Source organism: Tardiphaga sp. GW821-FHT12E02 (assembly GCF_058807155.1).
Genome location: NZ_JBXAQK010000001.1, coordinates 1,760,220 through 1,779,817, shown reverse-complemented (window position 1 = coordinate 1,779,817; position 19,598 = coordinate 1,760,220). Strand labels below are relative to the sequence as shown.

Annotated in this window: 21 protein-coding genes; 4 read left to right on the top strand and 17 right to left on the bottom strand. The window is 63.8% G+C overall.

What is annotated here, in order from left to right; genetic code table 11:
- Positions 1-20: 20 nt before the first annotated feature.
- The 3 genes from AC1RQ5_RS08385 to AC1RQ5_RS08375 all read right to left on the bottom strand — a co-directional run bounded on the left by AC1RQ5_RS08385 (position 21) and on the right by AC1RQ5_RS08375 (position 3,242).
- Positions 21-407 (bottom strand): VOC family protein, encoded by a 387-nt coding sequence (locus AC1RQ5_RS08385; RefSeq protein WP_493198199.1) that lies wholly within the window; start codon positions 405-407, stop codon positions 21-23.
- Between the two features lie 105 nt (positions 408-512).
- Positions 513-1,067 carry a 16S rRNA (guanine(966)-N(2))-methyltransferase RsmD gene (gene rsmD, locus AC1RQ5_RS08380; RefSeq protein ID WP_493198197.1) on the bottom strand — a complete coding sequence of 185 codons (555 nt, stop codon included), beginning with the start codon at positions 1,065-1,067 and terminating at the stop codon, positions 513-515.
- Positions 1,068-1,070: 3 nt separating this feature from the next.
- Entirely contained in the window at positions 1,071-3,242 is a 2,172-nt protein-coding gene (locus AC1RQ5_RS08375) for a pseudouridine synthase (RefSeq protein WP_493198195.1), read from the bottom strand.
- Positions 3,243-3,388: 146 nt separating this feature from the next.
- Between AC1RQ5_RS08375 and AC1RQ5_RS08370 the strand changes: the two genes are divergently transcribed.
- On the top strand, positions 3,389-3,835 hold the full coding sequence (locus tag AC1RQ5_RS08370) for a nucleoside deaminase (protein ID WP_493198193.1): 447 nt from the start codon (positions 3,389-3,391) through the stop codon (positions 3,833-3,835).
- Here the strand turns inward: AC1RQ5_RS08370 and AC1RQ5_RS08365 are convergent.
- Both AC1RQ5_RS08365 and purD read right to left on the bottom strand, forming a co-directional pair.
- Complete coding sequence (locus AC1RQ5_RS08365) at positions 3,806-4,060, bottom strand: DUF6894 family protein (protein WP_493198191.1); 255 nt, start codon at positions 4,058-4,060, stop codon at positions 3,806-3,808. The genes AC1RQ5_RS08370 and AC1RQ5_RS08365 overlap by 30 nt on opposite strands.
- 70 nt (positions 4,061-4,130) lie before the next feature.
- Positions 4,131-5,414: a phosphoribosylamine--glycine ligase gene (gene purD / locus AC1RQ5_RS08360; RefSeq protein ID WP_493198189.1), complete on the bottom strand. Its 1,284-nt coding sequence runs from the start codon at positions 5,412-5,414 to the stop codon at positions 4,131-4,133.
- 82 nt (positions 5,415-5,496) lie between these two features.
- On the opposite strand from purD, the gene xseA reads away from it, so the two are divergent.
- Both xseA and AC1RQ5_RS08350 read left to right on the top strand, forming a co-directional pair.
- Complete coding sequence (gene xseA / locus AC1RQ5_RS08355) at positions 5,497-7,101, top strand: exodeoxyribonuclease VII large subunit (RefSeq protein WP_493198187.1); 1,605 nt, start codon at positions 5,497-5,499, stop codon at positions 7,099-7,101.
- Between the two features lie 80 nt (positions 7,102-7,181).
- On the top strand, positions 7,182-7,400 hold the full coding sequence (locus AC1RQ5_RS08350; protein WP_398476976.1) for a DUF2093 domain-containing protein: 219 nt from the start codon (positions 7,182-7,184) through the stop codon (positions 7,398-7,400).
- Between the two features lie 96 nt (positions 7,401-7,496).
- On the opposite strand, the gene lpxK is transcribed toward AC1RQ5_RS08350, so the two are convergent.
- The 6 genes from lpxK to AC1RQ5_RS08320 are packed head-to-tail and all read right to left on the bottom strand — an operon-like array spanning position 7,497 to position 12,987.
- Positions 7,497-8,504 (bottom strand): tetraacyldisaccharide 4'-kinase, encoded by a 1,008-nt coding sequence (gene lpxK, locus AC1RQ5_RS08345; RefSeq protein WP_493198185.1) that lies wholly within the window; start codon positions 8,502-8,504, stop codon positions 7,497-7,499.
- Positions 8,497-9,834: a 3-deoxy-D-manno-octulosonic acid transferase gene (locus tag AC1RQ5_RS08340; protein WP_493198183.1), complete on the bottom strand. Its 1,338-nt coding sequence runs from the start codon at positions 9,832-9,834 to the stop codon at positions 8,497-8,499. The genes lpxK and AC1RQ5_RS08340 overlap by 8 nt, the downstream gene beginning before the upstream one ends.
- The gene (locus AC1RQ5_RS08335; RefSeq protein ID WP_493198181.1) at positions 9,794-10,507 is read right to left on the bottom strand and encodes a lysophospholipid acyltransferase family protein; all 714 of its coding nucleotides are present in this window, start codon (positions 10,505-10,507) and stop codon (positions 9,794-9,796) included. The genes AC1RQ5_RS08340 and AC1RQ5_RS08335 overlap by 41 nt, the downstream gene beginning before the upstream one ends.
- On the bottom strand, positions 10,504-10,749 hold the full coding sequence (locus AC1RQ5_RS08330) for a DUF4170 domain-containing protein (protein ID WP_398476984.1): 246 nt from the start codon (positions 10,747-10,749) through the stop codon (positions 10,504-10,506). The genes AC1RQ5_RS08335 and AC1RQ5_RS08330 overlap by 4 nt, the downstream gene beginning before the upstream one ends.
- A gap of 59 nt (positions 10,750-10,808) precedes the next feature.
- A complete protein-coding gene (locus AC1RQ5_RS08325) occupies positions 10,809-11,561 on the bottom strand; it encodes an inositol monophosphatase family protein (protein ID WP_493203353.1) in 753 nt (250 codons plus the stop codon).
- 34 nt (positions 11,562-11,595) lie between these two features.
- Positions 11,596-12,987 (bottom strand): TldD/PmbA family protein, encoded by a 1,392-nt coding sequence (locus AC1RQ5_RS08320; protein ID WP_493198179.1) that lies wholly within the window; start codon positions 12,985-12,987, stop codon positions 11,596-11,598.
- A 274-nt stretch (positions 12,988-13,261) separates the two neighbouring features.
- Here AC1RQ5_RS08320 and AC1RQ5_RS08315 point away from each other — a divergent pair, with 274 nt between their 5' ends.
- On the top strand, positions 13,262-13,789 hold the full coding sequence (locus AC1RQ5_RS08315; protein ID WP_398476988.1) for a DUF6101 family protein: 528 nt from the start codon (positions 13,262-13,264) through the stop codon (positions 13,787-13,789).
- A 141-nt stretch (positions 13,790-13,930) separates the two neighbouring features.
- Here the strand turns inward: AC1RQ5_RS08315 and AC1RQ5_RS08310 are convergent, their stop codons facing one another.
- The 6 genes from AC1RQ5_RS08310 to AC1RQ5_RS08285 form a co-directional block, all read right to left on the bottom strand.
- A complete protein-coding gene (locus AC1RQ5_RS08310) occupies positions 13,931-15,367 on the bottom strand; it encodes an FAD-binding oxidoreductase (protein ID WP_493198177.1) in 1,437 nt (478 codons plus the stop codon).
- Positions 15,368-15,384: 17 nt separating this feature from the next.
- The gene (locus tag AC1RQ5_RS08305; RefSeq protein ID WP_493198175.1) at positions 15,385-16,377 is read right to left on the bottom strand and encodes a Bug family tripartite tricarboxylate transporter substrate binding protein; all 993 of its coding nucleotides are present in this window, start codon (positions 16,375-16,377) and stop codon (positions 15,385-15,387) included.
- A gap of 96 nt (positions 16,378-16,473) precedes the next feature.
- Positions 16,474-17,070: a thiamine pyrophosphate-dependent enzyme gene (locus AC1RQ5_RS08300; protein ID WP_493198173.1), complete on the bottom strand. Its 597-nt coding sequence runs from the start codon at positions 17,068-17,070 to the stop codon at positions 16,474-16,476.
- Complete coding sequence (locus AC1RQ5_RS08295) at positions 17,058-17,600, bottom strand: thiamine pyrophosphate-binding protein (protein WP_398476996.1); 543 nt, start codon at positions 17,598-17,600, stop codon at positions 17,058-17,060. Before AC1RQ5_RS08295 ends, AC1RQ5_RS08300 begins: the two co-directional genes overlap by 13 nt.
- Positions 17,601-17,834: 234 nt before the next feature.
- Entirely contained in the window at positions 17,835-18,767 is a 933-nt protein-coding gene (ubiA, locus tag AC1RQ5_RS08290; RefSeq protein WP_493198170.1) for a 4-hydroxybenzoate octaprenyltransferase, read from the bottom strand.
- A complete protein-coding gene (locus AC1RQ5_RS08285; protein ID WP_398477020.1) occupies positions 18,764-19,471 on the bottom strand; it encodes a hypothetical protein in 708 nt (235 codons plus the stop codon). Before AC1RQ5_RS08285 ends, ubiA begins: the two co-directional genes overlap by 4 nt.
- Positions 19,472-19,598 lie beyond the last annotated feature (127 nt).

The following is a 19,598-nucleotide window of genomic DNA, read 5'->3' as shown; positions in this document are numbered from 1 at the left end:
GACGTTTGAGAAGTCTCATCTCACGTATATTTCGGATCGCGTTCCAGGATCTCGATCGACACGCCCTGCGGCGCGCGGATGAAGGCGATGCGCAGGCCCGGCTTCAACGTATGCGGCTCCTTGGTGAACTCGACACCGCGGGCCTTGAGATCGGCGGCGACCACATCGATGTCCTTCACCTTCAGGCCGAAATGATCGAGGCCCTGATACGGCGTCACCGGCGGCGGATTGACGCCCATCTCCGGTGTGACCGGTGCCAGAAAGATCAACGCGCCGCCGAGCTTGATATCGACGCGGCCGGGCGCACGCAGGATCTCGGCATCGAGCTTGTCCGCAAACCACTGTGCGGTGGCTTCGACATCGGGCGTGCGGATATGGACGTGATCCCAGGTGCAGGCGAGCGTCATCGGAAATTTCCTCTTTTTTGTAGGATGGGTTGAGCGAAGCGATAACCCATCATCTTTCACGCATGTGGTCGATGGGTTTTCGCTCCGCTCAACCCATCCTACGCCTCATCGGAATCTCAAAAACGTAAACTCGGTGTCGTCATAGGCGCGGCGCTCGAGCTCTTCATAGCCCTCGGGCGCTGAGAACTCGGCATCCTTCGCCTCTTCCACCACCACCAGCGCGTCCGGCACCAGCCAGCCGCCATCCCGCAAGGCGACTAGCGACTTCTCCGCGAGTTTCTGGCGATAGGGCGGATCGATGAACACCAGCGCAAACGGCTCCACCGGATGCGCCGGGCCGGGATCGCTGGCATCGCGGCGATAGACCTTGGTGACGCCGCCAAGGCCGAGGCTCTCGACATTGTCGCGCAGCAGCGCACGCGCTTCGGAGCCATTATCCACGAACAGCGTGAACTTGGCGCCACGCGACACCGCCTCGATGCCGAGCGCGCCGGTGCCCGCATAGAGATCGAGCACCCGCGCATCGAGCATCGGATTCTCGTAGGCATGCATCAGGATATTGAACAGCGACTCACGCAGCCGGTCCTGCGTCGGACGGATCGCTTGCGTCGAGGGGCCTGCAATGTTGCGGCCCCTCAGCCGGCCACCAATCACGCGCATCGGCTACGCGTCCCGCGGCTTGATATCGCGCTTGCCCTTGTAGCCGCGCTTCGGCGGCTTCTTCGGGCCGCCGAACATGGCATCGGCTTCCTTGCGCGCACGGGTGTCCTCGGAGCCGGATCGCTGCACGACGACGCGGCGGCCCTTGCGGTCCTCCACCGTCGAGCGCTTCAGCACCGGCTTCTTGACGATCACCGGATCGAGCGAGGTGTCGCCCTTGCTCGGCAGCTGACGGCCGAAATCGGCACCGGCGGCTTCCGCGATCTTCTCGCCGAGCTGCTCGCGCAACACGCGCGTCTTCACCTCATCGACCTCGCCCTCTTCCAGCTCGCCGAGCTGGAACGGGCCGTAGGAGATGCGGATCAGGCGATTTACCTCAAGGCCGAGATGGGCGCAGATGTTGCGCACTTCGCGGTTCTTGCCTTCGCGGATCGCAAACACCAGCCACACATTGGCGCCCTGGTCGCGCTCCAGCGTCGCATCGATGGCACCGTATTTCACGCCATCGACCTCGACGCCGTTCTTCAACTCGTCGAGCTGCGCCTGGGTGACATTGCCATGGGCGCGAACGCGATAGCGGCGCAGCCAGCCGGTGTCGGGCAGTTCCAGCGTGCGGGCGAGACCACCGTCATTGGTGAGCAGCAACAGGCCTTCGGTGTTGAAGTCGAGACGGCCGATGGAGATCAGGCGCGGCAGGTCTTCCGGCAGATGATCGAACACCGTCGGGCGGCCTTCCGGATCGGCATGGGTCGTCATCAGGCCACGTGGCTTGTGATACATGAACAACCGCGTGCGCTCGCGTGCCGGCAACGGCTTGCCGTCCACGGTGATCACGTCATTGCTGGTCACGTCCAGCGCCGGCGAATTGATCACGCGGCCATTCACGGACACGCGGCCCTGTGTCACCCACTCCTCGGCATCGCGGCGCGAGCAGAGACCGGCGCGCGCCACGACCTTGGCGACACGTTCGGCGCCCTTCTTCTCGACAGGCTTGCGCGGCGCCTTCTTCGCATCGGGATCGCGCGGGCGATATTCGCCGCGGCCACCAAAAGCCGGACGCTGACGGAAGATCTGGCTGTCGTCCTCGTTCTCGCGACGCGGGCGTTCGTCGCCCTCGCTGCCACGGCGGGGACGCTCCTGCCAGTCCGACCGGCCACGCGGCTCGCGCGAGCGCTCGAATTGTGGACGGTCCTCGCGCGCGCGTTCAAAACGCGGACGCTCGCCATCACCGCTGCGCTCGGGGCGATCATCGCGCGAACGTTCAAAGCGCGGCTTGTCGAATTTCGGCCGGTCGAACTTGCGCTCGCCATCGCGCGGCGCACGCGCCGGACGGCTGCTGCGGTCATCGCCGCCTTCGCGCTTCTGCCACGGCTTCTCGTCGCTGCGGTCGGGGCCGCGCTCGAAATCGCGATCCTTGCCGAACGATTTGCGCGGACCGCCGCGATCCGGTGCGCCACGCGAAAATTTCTTGTCGCCAAACGGCCGATCACCACGTGGACGGTCGCCGTCCCGCGACGGACGCGGGCTGAACGGCCGATCACCCTGCGGACGATCGCCGCGCGGCGCGTAAGCGCGCTTCTCGCCGTCACCATCACGCGGCTTCCTGTCGCCGAACGGGCGGTCACCGCGGGGACGATCACCATCGCGCGGCGGACGCGCGCTGAACGGGCGATCACCGCGCGGTGCATAGCTGCGCTTCTCGCCGCCGCCATCGCGCGATGCATAGGGCTTCTTGTCGCCAAACTTCTTGTCGGAGAAACGGCCCGCCGGACGTGAATCACCGCGGTCACCACGCGGTGCGCGATCATCGCGCTTGAAATCCGGGCGATCGCCGCGCGGCGCGTAGCTGCGCTTTTCGCCGCCGCCAAAATCCTTGCGCGGGCCGCGCGGACGATCGCCGTCGCTGCGCGCGGGACGCTCGTCGCGATTGAAGCGCGGACGCGGCGCATCGCCGAAGTCACGGCGCGGCGCGCGCTCACCGTCACGCTTGCCGGCATAAGGGCGCTTCTCGCCATCACCGTCCCGCGGCGGGCGCGGCGTGTAGGTGCCATCACGCTTGGCGAATTTCTTCTCCGGGCCGCGGGCCGCGCCGGAACGGCCACCTTTGGCCGGGCCCTTGCCGCCGGGCGGCCGGCCGCGCGAGGGGCCGTTGTTTTTATCGTTATCGCGGGGCATGAAAGGTCTCGCTGCAGCGGAAGCTGAATTGGGTTGAGCACGGAGACGGTTTCGCAGGGTCGCCGACAGGCGACGCATCAAGGCGAAACAGGACCGCTTTTGCTGAAGGCCACTCCGTAGCAGAGTTTTGCGCAGGAAACGAGCTTTTGACCGCCCCTTCTTTCATGGATTTGGCCCTGAAAGCCGCCGAAACCGCTGGTCAGGCGGGGGAAGTACCTATCGGCTGCGTGATCGTGCGAAACGGCGAGGTGATTGCCAGCGCCGGCAATCGCACTCTGACCGACAAAGACCCTACGGCGCATGCCGAAGTGCTGGCGATCCGGCAGGCCGCCGCCCAGCTTGGCAGCGAGCGGCTGGTGGATTGCGATCTCTATGTCACGCTGGAGCCCTGCACCATGTGCGCCGGGGCGATCTCATTCGCCCGCATCCGCCGGCTGTATTATGGCGCAGCGGATCCCAAGGGCGGCGGCGTCGAATCCGGGGTCAGGTTCTTCGCCTCCCCGGCCTGCCATCACGCGCCGGAGGTCTATTCCGCCGTAGGCGAAATGGAATCTGCGAAGATTTTACGAGATTTTTTTCGCGCCCGCCGCTGACGTTCGCTGCATCCGCGTAATCACCGGCACGCGCATGACCTCGTGGCCATTTTCGTGAACAACGCAAACGTGGCGCGCATGCTCGCGATTGGCTGGTGGCCGAGATGAGATTTCATCAGCAATTGCATAGGCTTCTGCAATGGCCTGAGCGTCGTTATCGAGGTCACGCCCTGCGTGATCGCGCTCAGTCATGCCGTTCTTCAGGTCAAAATAATAATGCGCCATGAGGAACCTCTTGGCCCTCAACGCCGCACACAACCTTTGGTTCCGCAGAAGGCAGAACCTCCGGCTACCGTCACTTGCCCTTGCGCTCGCGCGCCACGGCCTGCCAGCCGATATCGCGGCGGCAGAAGCCCTCCGGCCAGTTAATCAGGCCAATGGCCTCGTAAGCTCGGCGCTGGGCTTCCCCGACCGTTTTGGCGGAGGCCGTGACATTGAGCACACGACCGCCATTGGCCAGGATCCAGTCGCCGGAAGCCCTGGTTCCGGCATGGAACACCTCGACGCCCTCGATCTGCTCGGCGCGGTCGATGCCGCCGATGCGGGTGCCCTTGTCGTAATCGCCGGGATAGCCCTTGGCCGCCATGACAACCGTCAGCGCCGGGTCCGGGAACCAGCGCAAGTCGAAATTCTTCAGCTGGCCATCGGCCGAGGCGATCAGCGCCGGCAGCAGGTCCGACATCAGGCGGACCATCAGCACCTGGGTCTCCGGATCGCCGAAACGGGCATTGTATTCGATCAGTTTCGGGCCTTCGTCGGTGATCATGAGGCCCGCGAACAGCACGCCCTTATAGGGGCAACCCATGTCCTTCATGGCCTTCAGCGTCGGCAGGATGATCTCGTCCATGGTGCGCTTCTGAATCGCATCCGTGAAAACCGGTGCCGGTGAATAGGCGCCCATGCCACCGGTATTCGGCCCCTTGTCGCCGTCATAAGCGCGCTTGTGGTCCTGCGCAGCCACCAGCGGCAGCGCATTCTCGCCATCGCACAGCACGAAGAACGACGCCTCCTCGCCGACCATGAATTCCTCGACAACGGCTTCCGCGCCAGCCGCGCCAAACCCGCCGCCGAGCATCATGTCGATGGCGTCCTCGGCCTCAGCGAGCGTCATCGCCACCACCACGCCCTTGCCGGCCGCGAGACCATCGGCCTTGATCACGATCGGTGCGCCCTGGGCGCGGATGTAGGCCTTGGCCTTGTCAGCATCGCTGAAGCGCTCATAGGCAGCGGTCGGGATATTGTTCGCCTTGCAGATATCCTTGGTGAATCCCTTGGAGCCTTCGAGTCGGGCTGCTGCCCTGCTTGGCCCGAACGCCTTGATGCCGACAGCGGCGAGATCGTCGACAATGCCGGCGGCCAGCGGCGCTTCCGGGCCGACCACGACGAAATCGACCTTGTTGTCACGGCAGAATGTGATTACCGCCGCATGGTCCGCGACATCCAGCGCCACGCATTCGGCTTCCTGCGCGATGCCGGCATTGCCGGGCGCGCACCAGAGCTTCGTCAGTAACGGTGACGCCGCCAGCTTCCATGCCAGCGCGTGCTCGCGGCCACCGGAACCGATGAGAAGAATGTTCATGGGATGACTGCCTGGCCGGGTTTTGGATGGTTTTGCCAGCGTTTAGCATGCTAATCCGCTGCCGCAACAGCCCGAGACCCCGATGCCTAAAACTGCCGCTGCTCCCCTCACGAATTCCACCGAATTCACCGTCTCAGAGCTGTCCTCGGCGCTGAAGCGGACGGTGGAGGATGCGTATGGAAATGTGCGGGTGCGTGGCGAGATCACCGGCTTTCGCGGTCCGCACTCCTCCGGCCACTGCTATTTCTCGCTCAAGGACGAGAGCGCCAAGATCGAGGCCGTGATCTGGAAGGGCGTCCACGGCCGGATGCGGTTCCGGCCGCAAGAGGGTCTCGAGGTCATCGCGACCGGGAAGCTGACCACCTATCCCGGCTCGTCAAAGTACCAGATCGTCATCGAGGCGCTGGAGCCGGCCGGCGTCGGCGCGCTCATGGCGCTGATGGAGGAGCGCAAGCGCAAGCTCGGCGCTGAGGGCCTGTTCGACGACGCGCGCAAGCAGTTGCTGCCATGGCTGCCGGAAGTGATCGGCGTGGTGACCTCGCCGACCGGCGCCGTGATTCGCGACATCCTGCATCGGCTCGAAGACCGCTTCCCACGGCATGTGCTGGTATGGCCCGTGCGCGTGCAGGGTGAAGGCTCCGCGGAACAGGTCGCAGCCGCGATCCACGGCTTCAACGCGCTGGAGCCTGGCGGCAAGATTCCGCGACCTGATCTCCTGATCGTCGCCCGCGGCGGAGGCTCGCTGGAAGACCTGTGGTCGTTCAACGAAGAAATCGTGGTGCGCGCTGCGGCCGAAAGCATGATCCCGCTGATCTCCGCCGTGGGCCACGAGACCGACATCACGCTGATCGACTTTGCTTCCGACAAGCGCGCGCCAACGCCGACTGCGGCAGCCGAAATGGCAGTGCCGGTGCGTGCGGAACTGCTTGTCGAGATCGGCACCTTCGAACGCCGCGTGATGCTGTGCTGGCAGCGCGCGCAGGAATCCCGCCGCAACGAGCTGCGCGCTGCCGCACGCGCTCTGCCGAATGCGGGTGACCTGCTTGCCATTCCGCGCCAGCGCCTCGACGGTGCCGGCGCCTCACTGCCGCGCGCGCTGAAGGCGAACACCCATGCGCATCATCGCCGCTTCGTCGAGGCCAGTTCCGGCCTGACGCTCCGCGTGCTGCGCGCACAGATCGCGCATGCAACGCAGCGCGAGACGGTGTACGGCGAGCGCCTGAGACTCGCGGCCCGCGCACTGCTGCGCGAGCGCCGCGACCGTTTTGCCAATCTCGCATTGCGCCTCAAGACGTCGAAATCCGCCAATGCGCAGGCGCAGCGCAATGCGATCACAAGGGATCGCGAACGCACGCTGCGTCTGATCGAACGCGCCCGCCGCGCACTGACGACACTGCTGCAGCGCCAGCAAGCGCGCGTGGAGGCCTCGAACAAGCTGCTCGCCGCCCTCTCCTATCGCAGCGTGCTCGCCCGTGGCTTTGCGCTGGTGCGCGACGAACAGGGCGCGGCACTGCATGCAGCGGCCGGCATCAATGCCGGTGCCCGGCTAACCATCGAATTTGCCGATGGCAGCGTGGGTGTCTTGGCGGATGGCGACATTCCAGCGACACTGCGTGAAACGAAGGCGGCCCCCAAGCCCGCAATACCGAAGCGCAAGGCCAAGGTGGATCAGGGCGACCTGTTCTAGTCCACGGGTGGCGCTTCCATTCGTGGCGCCGAGGCCCTATTTATGCTTTGAAATGACGACATCGATCCAGGAGACCAGCCGTGCTCAATAAATTCGGCCCATCCGGCAATGGCGAAGCCAAGCTGCAATATCTCGACGGCGATTTTCGCGTGATCGCGCCCGGCACTTATGTGACCTGCGCCATTTCCGGCGAACGCATCCCGCTGGACGAGCTGAAATATTGGAGCGTTGATCGGCAGGAAGCCTATGCCACGCATACGGCGGTGCTGAAGCGGCATTATCCGGAACAGGTGAAGTAGTCCGACCGTAGGGCGGATGAGCCGAAGGCGCAATCCGCCGATCTTCGCCACATAAACTCGGCCGGCGGATGACGCTTCGCTAATCCGCCCTACGGCTCAGCGCTTGATCCCCGCCTTCGCCCGATTGACGCTCTCGCGCACCAAACTGCGCAGCCCATCTTTATCCTCGACATCGAGTACGACGGCGAAGCCGACAATCTCCGCTGCCGCCGGCATGCCGCGCAGCTTCACCAGATCCTTCTCTGTCGTCACCAATGTCAGCCCCGCGCTTCCCGCCTGCACGACTAGCGCGTCGATCTCTTGCGTCGTGTACGGATGATGATCGCCGAACGCTTTCTCGACGACCACATCCACACCTGCATGACGCAGCGTGCGGAAGAAGCGACCGGGATCGCCGATCCCTGCGAAAGCGAGTACGCGCTTGCCCTGTAGCGCCTGCACCGACGTCGCGTCCGGCTTCAAGCGCGCCGTAAAGACCTTGCCACCGCGACCATGCACCAATGCGGCGACGCCGGTGGCCGCAATGCCATCGCCGATCACCACCAGCGCATCGGTGCGCGGGATCTGGCGATCGAGCGGCGCGCGCAGTGGCCCCGCCGGAAAGATGCGGCCATTGCCGAGGCCGCGATTGCCGTCGATGACGATCAGCGACAGATCCTTGGCAATCGCCGGATTCTGGAAACCGTCATCCATAACGATCACGCTGGCGCCGGTGGAGCGGGCCAGCGCCGCGCCGTTAACGCGATCGCGCGCAATCACCACCGGCGTATCGCGCGCCATCATCAGCGGCTCGTCGCCGACATCGGCAGCGCTGTGCCTGCCCGGCTCCACCTTCACCGGCCCGCGCAATTTGCCGCCATGGCCGCGGCTGAGCACCACCGGGGTCTCGCCGAGTTCGCGCAGCAGCTTCACAAGCGCCAAAGTCGTCGGCGTCTTGCCGGCACCGCCGGTGTGATAGTTGCCGACGCAGATCACGGGAATGCCGACCACCGTTCCCTGCCGCATCATCCGCGCGGCGGCAATCTCGCCATAGACGGCGCCAAGCGGCGTCAGCAGGCGTGACAGCCAGCTCGCGCGCTGCTGCCAGAACGCCGGCTCACGCATGATGGCCGCCCATCTCGAAACGCAACTGCATGAGATAAGGCTCGAGCGCGTGAAGCGTACGATCGAGCGCGCCGCCGAGGCGCGTCACCACCTGCCCCGCAGCATCGATGGCCGCATCGCGCGCCGCGACGTCGCCAAGCATCTGGCCCAGTTGCTTGACGAGCTGCTCGGAGGAATTCGCCTGCCGCGCGCCGCCGGCGCGATCGAGCGCCTCATAGACATCAGTGAAATTGAAGACGTGAGGACCATGCACGATGGACGCACCGAGCTTGGCCGGTTCGATCGGGTTCTGCCCGCCATGCGGCACCAGCGAGCCGCCCATGAAAACGACCGGCGTGAGGCGATAGAACACGCCAAGCTCACCCATGGTGTCAGCGACATAGACATCAGTCGTCGCGTTGGGCATTTCCGCACGCGAGCGCAGCGCGGCGCTGGTGCCGCTTGTCTTGACCATGTCCGCAATGGCTTCGCCGCGATGGGCATGGCGCGGCACGATCACCGTGAGTAGCGATGGGAAGAAGTTAGCCAGCACCTTGTGCGTTTCGAGGATGATCTCCTCTTCGCCGGGATGCGTCGATGACGCCACGACAATCGGTCGCCCACGCGTCGCAGACTTCAACGCTTCCAGCCTGGCTGCATCGCCCGGCGGTGCTTGAACATCGAATTTCAGGTTGCCGGTGACGAGCACGCTGCGCGCACCAAGCGCACCGAAGCGCTCGGCATCGGTGTCAGACTGCGCGAGGCAAATCTCGAAGCGGCCGAGCAAAGCGGCAATCGTCTTCGACATTTTCTGCCAGCGTGGAAATGAGCGCTGCGACATCCGCGCATTGATCAGCGCCATCGGCACCCGCCGCTTCGCCGCAGACAGGATCAGGTTTGGCCAGAGGTCGCTCTCGATGAACAGCGCCAGGCTCGGATGCCAGTGATCGAGGAAGCGCGCGACATAGCGCGGCGAGTCATAGGGGATATATTGATGGATGATATCGGGCGGAAATCGCTTGGCGATGATGCCTGCCGAAGTCACCGTCCCCGATGTCAGCAGAATGCGCATGCCAGCGGCGCGAAGCCGCTCGATCAATGTCGCCGCCGCCAGCACTTCGCCGACGCTCGCACCATGCACCCAGACCAGCGGCCCGGCCGGACGCTCGATCGCGGCGATGCCGCGCCGTTCATCCACGCGCTGCGGATCCTCCTTGCCGTTGCGCAGGCGCCGCTTGATCAGCAGCGGCACCATCGGCGTCAGCGCGAACGACAGGCGGCGATAGGCGCGCAGCGTGAGCGGCAGGGTCTCAGGCATGGCGGTTGCCATCCGGGCGGCCGACAGCTTCATAGGCCCGTTGCGTGGCGTCGTTCAGCGTCGCTTCCAGCCGCTGGCGCAGTTCTTCCATCATGGCACTGTCGGCATCGGCGGGCACGCTGATCGGCTCTCCGCCCACCAGCACGCCGCGGCCGAAGGGCAGATTGATGGTGGTGTGGTCCCAGTTATCGAGCTGGTAGAAGCGACTGGTCGCCATCGCAAACGGCATGATCGGCCGCCCGCTTTCGCGCGCCAGCATGATGATGCCGAGGCCGGCGATGCGCGAACGCTTCGGCACGTCGGCGGTCAGCGCCATATTGACGCCGCTCTCCAGCACCCGCACCATTTCCTTGAAGGCGCCGACGCCGCCCTTGCGATGGAACGCGCCGCCGTGATCGCCGGAGCCGCGCACGGTGGTGATGCCGAGCCGCTCCGCCGCCAAAGCATTGAACTCGCCATCGCGATGCTTGGAGATCAGCACCGCGCCGCGATAGTCCTTCTGCTTGATGAAGGGCGTCATCAGATGCTGGCCATGCCAGAAGGCGAGGATGACCGGCATCTCCGGCTCGACGATGTCATAGACATCGACGGGATCGAACGTGAAGGTGTTGGTCTTCCACACCAGGCGCAAAAATTCGGCCGCGAGAAATCCCGCGGCTCGTTGCACCCCACTGCTGCGCAGCGTGTTTCTCAGCAGACGTTTCAAGTGCCGGACTTCGCGTCCTGGCCGGGATCGAGCAGCCGATGCAGATGGACGATGAAGTAGCGCATATGCGCGTTATCGACGGTCGACTGCGCCTTGGCCCGCCAGGCCACCAGCGCGGACGCATAGTTCGGATAAACACCGACAATATCGACCTGATCGAGATCCTTGAAGGTAAAGCCCTTCAGGTCGGTGAGTTCGCCGCCGATGACCAGATGAAGCAATTGCTGTTGAGTGTCGGGCATAGGTTTTTCCTTCAGCGGCCGGCTGCGATCAGATGTCCAGAAAATGGTGGTGCGGCTGGTTACGCCCGGTTGGTCCGGAACTGCTCAACGATATGGGCATGACGATCGGCCCCCGCTGCTACCAGCAACCCGTGCGTGACTTCCCGGCGATTATACAGAATGGGATCGCCCGAAAGCTCGCTCATTCTACCATTCGCTTCATGCACGATCAAATCCGCAGCCGCCAGATCCCAGTCCTTGCTCTGCCCGCCGGCGAAGCCGGCATCGAGACGACCATTGGCGATCCAGCACAACCGCAGCGCTAGCGACCCGATTCGCGGATGCAGCACCAGCTCTTCCAGATGCGGCAGACGCTCCACCAGAGGTTTCGGGCCGGCAATCCGCGTGAAATCGAGTTCGGTGCCCGTGGTGGCCCGCACCGGCCGACCATTGCAGGTGGTGCCTTGCCCCAGCCGGCTCAGGAAAAATTCATCTGTGGACGGCGCATAGACCGCGGCCATGATCGGCCGGTTGTCTTCCACGAGTGCGACACAAACGCACCAGTCCTCGCGGCCGGCCAGATAGCTGCGGGTGCCGTCGATGGGATCGATGATCCATGTCAGTTGCTTGCCGAGCCGGGCATCGCCATCGAGGCTTTCCTCCGACAGCCAGCCATAATCCGGCGTGACACTGCGGAGCCTGCTCTCGATCAGGTCGTTGACCGCAATGTCAGCTTCCGAGACCGGTGACGATTCGCCCTTGGTCCATGTCCGCAGGGCCGTGCGGAACATCGACAGACCGAGCGTACCGGCTTCGCGCACGGTCGCCTCCATCAGCGCGAAGTCACGCGCCAATTGATGGGATGTGTCAGCGCCCGGCAATCGTCAGCCCCTCGACGCGCACGGTCGGCGCGTTGACGCCGTATTTGAACGAGAGATCATTCGCCGGTGTCAGCGACTTGAACATTTCGAACAGATGCCCCGCGATGGTGATTTCGCTCACCGCATAAGTCAGCTTGCCGTTCTCGATCCAGAACCCGCCAGCGCCGCGGCTGTAATCGCCGGTGACGCCATTGACGCCGGAGCCGATCAGGTCGGTGACGTAAAAGCCTTCCTTGATGTCGGCGATCAGATCTTCCGGCGAGACATCACCCGCTTCCATATGCAGGTTATACGCGCCCGGCGACGGCGAGGACGACACACCGCGATGCGCATGGCCCGTCGTCTGCAGTCCCAGTTCGCGAGCCGTGGCGCAATCGAGCAGCCAGGTGGTCAGCACGCCGTCATCGATCAGCGCACGCTTCACCGTCGCAACACCCTCGGCGTCAAAGCTCTGCGAACGCAGGCCGCGCACGCGCAGAGGATCATCGATGATGCGGATATTGCTGTTGAACAGCTGCTTGCCGAGACTGTCCTTCAGGAACGTCGTCTTGCGCGCCACAGACGCGCCATTCGCAGCGCCGATCACATGACCGACGAGCGAGTTCGACACGCGGGGATCATAGACCACCGGCACTTTGCAAGTGGCGACCTTGCGCGGATTGGCGCGCGCCACCGTGCGCTCACCGGCGAGTTTACCGACCGCTGCAGGTGCTTCCAGGTCGGATGCATGCAGCGCTGACGTGAATGCGTAGTCGCGCTCCATCTTGGTGCCGTCGCCGACGATGGCGGTCATGGACACGCCGTGGCTGGAGCGCAGATAGGAACCGTGGAATCCGGTCGATGTCACCAGCACCATGCCGCCGATGCCCGTCGAGGCGGATGCGCCGCCGGACTTGGTGACGCCCTTCACTTCAAGTGCCGCAGCTTCCGCTTCGATCGCGCGACGCTCGAGTTCGCTCACCGACGGTACGACGGGATCGAGCACATCGAGATCAGGAAAATTTGTCGCCAGCAATTCAGGATCGGCGAGGCCGACATATTTGTCGTCCGGCGCCACACGCGCCATCGCCACCGCGCGCTCGGCCAGTTGCGCGGCATTGTCGCCCGACATGTCATTGGTCGAGATCACCGCTTGCCGGCGGCCAACGAACACGCGCAGGCCGACATCATCACCCTCGGAACGTTCCGACGCTTCCACCTTGCCGTCGCGCACCTCTACGCCATGAGAGACGCCGCGCACCGCGACCGCATCCGCCGCATCGGCACCCGCGCGCTTCGCGGCCTCGACGAGGCGCTGCGCCAGATTGGACAATGCGGATTGATCGAGCAGGTCGGAATTATCAGATCGGGTAACGGTCGCGTTTGGTGAAGAGATCACAAACAAAATCCCTGAATTTGACCCGGTCCGGGCGGCTGCGGCGAAGCTCTACAGATGTGCCTGTTTTGCAGGGATTTCAAGCATTTGCCGCACCAGTTGCGTCGAATTTTCGCGCTGCCGGCAAGGAGTCGTCAAGCATCTCTTTTTGGCTTTCGTCAAGCATGCGATTCGGGTCGGATTCTCTTAACCAGCCTTTTTAAGCCAATTCGGGACCCGCTCTGCCAAGGTCCTCCCATCGACCGGACGCATAAGTCCGGCGGGGAGATAAAAAGCCGTGGGGCATCAAACAGCAGCTGAGGCTTCGGCCTCGACCTTGGGATCGAGCAGCAATGTGCGACTCGATCCCCACTCACTTCCGCTTCGTTTCGAGGCGCATGATACCCGCGCCGACGGCAGCGTCCGGCGCGTCGAACTGCATCGCGAACGTGTCGTCCTGCACCGTGCCGTCAGCGGCATGCGCATGTCGATCAATGTGCGCGTCAGCGATTTCATGGGCGTTGCGTTGCGCGGGCTCGATGACGGCAAGATGCTCGTTTTGAAGCATCGCGATCCGTCCTTGTCGATCCCGCTGCTCGTGAGTTCGGACATCGAGGAGATCGAGATGGCCTGGCCGATGTGGAGCGAAATTTTTGCCCTTCCGCAATTGCCGGAAGAGAAAGCAATCGAGCCGGCCCAGCGTCGCCGTCGCCGCAATGCCATTCGTGCGCGTCGCCCGCGGTTTTTGATGCGCCGGCGCGTCGGTGCGTTGCTGAATGAGGCTGGCAGCTACAAGGGCGAGCGCGAGATTATTGCAAGAGATTGAGCGGCCACTCACTGTCATCGCCCGGCTTGACCGGGCGATCCAGTAGACACCGACTTCAGTAATAAAACCGCACCGCTGCCGTTTACTGGATCCCCGCTTTCGCGGGGATGACAAGTGAGTTCGTGGAAAGCCAAACTCGTCTTACGGCAATCGCAACACCTTGCCCGGATTCATGATCCGCTCCGGATCAATCGCCAGCTTCACCCGCCGCATCAGATCCATCTCGACCTCCGACGTATAAAGCGGCAGGCGATCGATATGCATGCGGCCGATGCCATGCTCGGCGCTGATGCTGCCGCCGCAGGCGACGCTTTCCTGATGCACGATCGTATTGGCCTCATGTGCGGCTGCTTCGCGCACCGCGGCGTCGCCTATGCCATAGGGGAAGATAACAATGACATGGACATTGCCGTCGCCCACATGGCCGCAATGCGCCACCCGGGCTGTCGGCAGGCTGCTCTCCAGTCGCCGAGTCACGCGATCGAGAAACTCCGGCAGGGCCGACACCGGCACCGAGGTATCGTTCGACACCGTAAAACCTTCGCGCTTGTTGGATTCCGAGATCGTATGCCGCAGCGTCCAGATACGCTCGGCTTTGGCCTGATCGCTGGCGATGACGGCATCGAGGATGAGGCCATTCTCCATCCCCGCGCCCAGCGCTATCTCCATGCTCTCATTTGCATTCCAGTCCGGCGAACTGTCCGCCAGTTCCAGCAGCACATACCACGGCGCATCTTCCGCCATCGGACTGCCGCTCGACATGCCATGGCGCAACACGATCTGCAGCTGGCTGCGCGACATCAGCTCGAATGTTTCCACGCGCCCGCCCGTCACGCGCTGCAACTCGCGCAACAGTGCAATCGCCTGATCGACGCGCTCCAGCGCCACCATCGCCGTCGCCGATACGGCGAGCTTCGGATAGAGCTTCAGCACTGCAGCGGTCACGACTCCGAGCGTTCCCTCTGCACCAACGAAGAGCTGCTTGAGATCGTAGCCCGTATTGTCCTTGCGCAGCGCCTTCAGCCCGTTCCAGATCCGGCCATCGGGCAACACCACTTCGAGCCCTAGCACCTGCTCTCGCATATTGCCGTAGCGGAGCACACCGGTGCCGCCGGCATTGGTGGAGAGCAGCCCGCCGATCTCGCAACTTCCGACGCTGCCGAGCAGCACCGGAAACTGCCGGTCATGTTCATCGGCGAGCGCGCGCATGTCCGCCAAAATACAGCCGGCGCCCACCGTCATCGTGTTGTTGAGCAGATCAACCTGGTGCACCTTGTTGAGCCGCGACACATTGACGATCAGCCCTGCGACACCATCCGGCACGATGGCCCCTCCGGTCAGGCCGGTATTGCCAGCCTGCGGCACGACGACGACGCCGCGTTCACCACAGAGACGAACGACCGCAGACACGTCCTCCGTACTTCCGGGCAGTACGACCGCCACGGCATCGCCGCGATAGCGCGCACGCCAGTCCTGCTCATAAGGCTCTGCATCCACGCCGGTGCGCACATATTTTTCGCCGATGATGTCAGCCAATGCGCGACGAAAAGCGGCGCGGTCTGATTCCGGAAGAGGCACGCAAAAATCCTTTCGTGTCATTCAGCCTTGAGGCCGGCGGCCTGGATCACCGGCCCCCATTTGGCGATCTCGGCCTTGACCTGCGCCGCGAGTTCAGCCGGTGCCGATCCCACCGGCTCGCCACTGAGCTCGATCAGCCGCTGCTTCACGTCGGGATCCAGCGTGGCCTTGCGAAATTCGGCACTCAAGCGTTCCGTCATCGCCGGTGCCATGCCGGGCGGACCAAAGATCGCATTCCATGTATAGGTCTCGTAATCGGGCAACCCCGACTCCGCCACTGTAGGAATATCGGGGAAGGAGCCTGCGCGCTTCTTGGTGGTGACGGCAAGTGCCCGCGCCGTTCCGGCCTTGATGAAAGGCGCCGCGCCGCTGAGGACGTCGAACAGGATCGGGATCTGCCCACCGATCAGATCGTTCATCGCCGGCGCACCGCCGCGATAGGGCACATGCTCCATTTTCACGCCGGCCATCGACTTCAACAGTTCGCCCGAGAGATTCGGCGGTGTGCCGACGCCCGAAGAACCATAACTGTATTTGCCGGGCTCGGCCTTCAGCATGGCAACCAGTTCTGCGACATTGGTCGCTTTCGACTGCGCGGGCACCAGCAGAACGTTCGGCACAGTGACGATCATCGAAACCGCGGTGAAATCGACGACGGGATCGTAAGGCGACTGCTTGGCCATCAGCGGATTGATGGTGTGGGTCGAGATCGTGCCCATCAGCAGCGTTTGACCATCGGGCTTGGCCTTTGCCACGCGCGTTGCACCAACGACACCACCCGCGCCTGTCACATTCTCGATGATGATCGTCTGGTTGATCTGCTCAGAGACCTTCTTCGCCACATGACGGCTCACCACATCGGTCGCGCCGCCGGCCGCGAAGGGCACGACGAGGGTGATCGGCCCTTTCGGGAGATCCTCCTGCGCCCATGCGCCCTGTCGCAACGAGAGCATGGCCGCCGCGGCGATGGCGGTCGTGCCGAAATGTCGACGCGTGAGTCCTGTCGTCATTGTTTCCATCCCTGATGTTTTTGAAGGTCGGCATCGGTTGATCCGATGTCCGCCGGTTATCTTGCAAAAGGGCGCCGCGGCGCCCCTTCGTCTTGTTCAAAGAGGTGCGTGGCCAAGCGCCGCACGAAAACGGTTCTTGACGTAGACGCCGTCGCGCGGCGGCAGCACGCGCGGCGGGTTCTCCGCTTTCACCTTGATGGTGGCGAGCCTGACGCCATCGCGCGCGGACAGGCGCATGCGCAGGTCCTCGACACCGGCCATGTCACGAATTTCCTTCGTCCAGCCGAAGCCACAGGCTTGGGCAACCTTGTCGAGATTGACGCCCATGCCGGCATGGCTCACCTGCATGCCGGTTTCGCCGAAATGCCCGTTGTCCAGCACGGCGATGGTGAGATTGGCCGGCCGGCGCGTCGCGATAGTCGCCAGCGCGCCCAGGCCCATCAGCATCTCGCCGTCGCCAGTGACGACCAGTACGGAATGACCCGGCTTCGCCGTCGCAAGACCCAGGCCGACCATGGCAGCACTGCCCATTGCCGCCCAGAGATAGTAGTTGTTGTCGTGATCTCCGGCCGCCATCACATCGTAAGACGGCGAGCCGAGTCCTGTGACAACCAGGAGCTTCTCGCGCCCGGCCAGCAACGTCTTCACGACCTCGCGGCGATCGAGCGCGCCGCCTGCATTCACTTCACCCATTGCTTCTCTCCGATCAGGCGCTGTCCGAGCAGCAAGGCGCAGGCCGCATCCCCATTGAACGCCATCGAGGCGGCGCCGCGCAGCAGCGGCGCGACATCCTGCGGTTCATCGGCACGCCAGGTCAGCACGCCCATCAGATTGAGCGCACGCTCGGTCGCCTGTCCCATGGGATTTTGCCAGCCGTTGAACTCGGCCCAGTCACCACGCATGGTCACGACCATCAGCAGCGGAAATCGCGTGCAGGTCTGCAGAGCGAGTGTGTTGATGCAGTTGCCGACACCGCTGGACTGCATCAGCAGCGCGCCACGCTCACCGCCGAGCCACGCACCGGCGAGATAGCCGATGCCTTCTTCCTCAGTGGTGAGCACGACCGAGTTGATGGCATTGTCTTCGTTGGCAAGGCGTATCGCCGTCGAGTGTCCGGCATCTGGCACATAGACGATGTGCTTGACGTCTGCGGCCTTCAGGATGTCGAACACATCCTGCCGCCACCCGGTCTGGGCGCCAGGCCCCTCCCCCGCATCGCTCATCCAAGTCTCCGCTCGTTGATTGCGCTTGTCAGAGCGTAACCTAGACGAGCCGATCCATCGCGTGTCGATTTGTGTGACGAGGTATGCCGAGATTTATTGTGCGCAGTGCAGCAGAGCTGCGGATATCCCGCATGCAGGAATGCGTTGGTTCGATTTTGTAGGATGGGTTGAGCGAAGCGATACCCATCACCGCACGCGCCTGGCCGTGATGGGTATCGCTTCGCTCAACCCATCCTACGCCCGCAAAATCGCGTCGAGCAACAGACCGGCAAACAGCAGCAAGCCTGCATCGCGATTGGACTTGAACAACCGCAGGCACAGCGCGGAATCCTTGATATCGATGCGCGTGATCTGCCAGGCGAGATGTCCGGCAAAGACAATCAGGCCGATCCAGGCCGGCCAGCCTGCATCAGACAGTCGCAACGCGACGCTGATCAGCGACACGGCCAGGCCATAGAAGATGACCAGCGCGGTTTGCGTGCGCGCGCCGAACAGCAGCGCCGTCGATTTGATACCGATCAGCGCGTCGTCTTCGGTGTCCTGATGGGCGTAGATCGTGTCATAGGCGATCACCCAGCAGATCGCACCGGCATAAAGCAGCAACGCCGTCGCATCGATGCGAGCGAACACGACGGCAAAGCCCATCAGCGCGCCCCACGAGAAAGCGAGACCGAGCACGCTCTGCGGCCAATAAGTGATGCGCTTCATGAAGGGATAGGCCGCGACGATCACCAGCGAGGCAATGCCTGTCGTGATCGCAAAACTGTTGAATTGCAGCAGCACCACGAGGCCGATCAGCGCCTGTAGAACCAGCCAGGCGAGCGCCTTCTTGGCCGTTACCTGACCCGCAGGGATCGGCCGCGAACGCGTGCGCTCGACTTTGGCATCGAGATCGCGATCGGTGATGTCATTCCAGGTGCAGCCGGCGCCGCGCATGACGAAGGCGCCGATGAAGAACAGCGCGATCATCTTCGGCAACTGATGGAGATCCTGCGCTGCCCCCGAGGCCAGCGCCGCCGACCACCAGCATGGCATCAGCAGCAGCCACGAACCGATCGGGCGATCGAATCGCGACAGCCTCAGATAGGGACGCGTCCAGAGCGGCGCGACGCGATCGACCCAGTTATTTGCGGTCGCGTCGGCAACGCGGGCAGCCGCGTCGCTCATCGGGTGAGAACGTTGCCGTTCAGTGTATCGAAGGTGGTGCCGCCGCTCTTGCGTGCAGCGGATGCGTCAGGCAGCGACGCGGACGAGCCGAGCACGTCGCTGAGGCGCGGCGCTGCAACCGGGCCGGGGCCGCCACCGCCCCCGCCGCGTGCGACCGCGCAGACCTTCTGGCGCATGCCTTCGGTGTTCTTGTGGCCGGCCTGCATCTGCGAGGCGACATTGTCGGGAATGCCGCACTTGGTGGCATTGGCCTTGATGTAGCTGAGCATCTTCACTTCGCTCTGCGAGAAGGCCGAGATCAGTTTGCAGGCTTCATCCGGCGGCGCCTTGCGATCGCTCGCGGCCTTGATGGCGGCACCGCGCTTTTCGGCTTCCTGACGCAGCGGCAGAAAGCCCTTCATGCAGTCGTCGCCGCCGGGAGGACCCGCCTGTTGCGGCGGAGGTGCGCCGAAGCCACCACCACCGATCGGCGCTGTGCCACCCGAGGGAAAAGCACTGGGCGCGGCCGCAACGGGCGCGCCGCCCACCGGCGGGAATGGCGATGCGGCCGCAGGTGCGCCATTCACGGGCGGAAACGGCGACGAACTCGCAGGCGCGGCGCTCTGGTTCGGCAATGGCGCGGGAAATGCGCCCTGCGCAAAGGCACCGGCCACTTGCACGGCGAAGGCGGCCACGGCGAGTGGCGCAATGAAACGACGGCTGATCACAGATTTTCCTCCGGCAGCATGTGCCCCGTAAACGGAGCAGAAGCTCTCCTGAATTCAGGCACTTCTACGATTCCTGCCAAGCCTTAACAACCCACCAATAAGGCCCGGATTTTGGCGTTAGCGC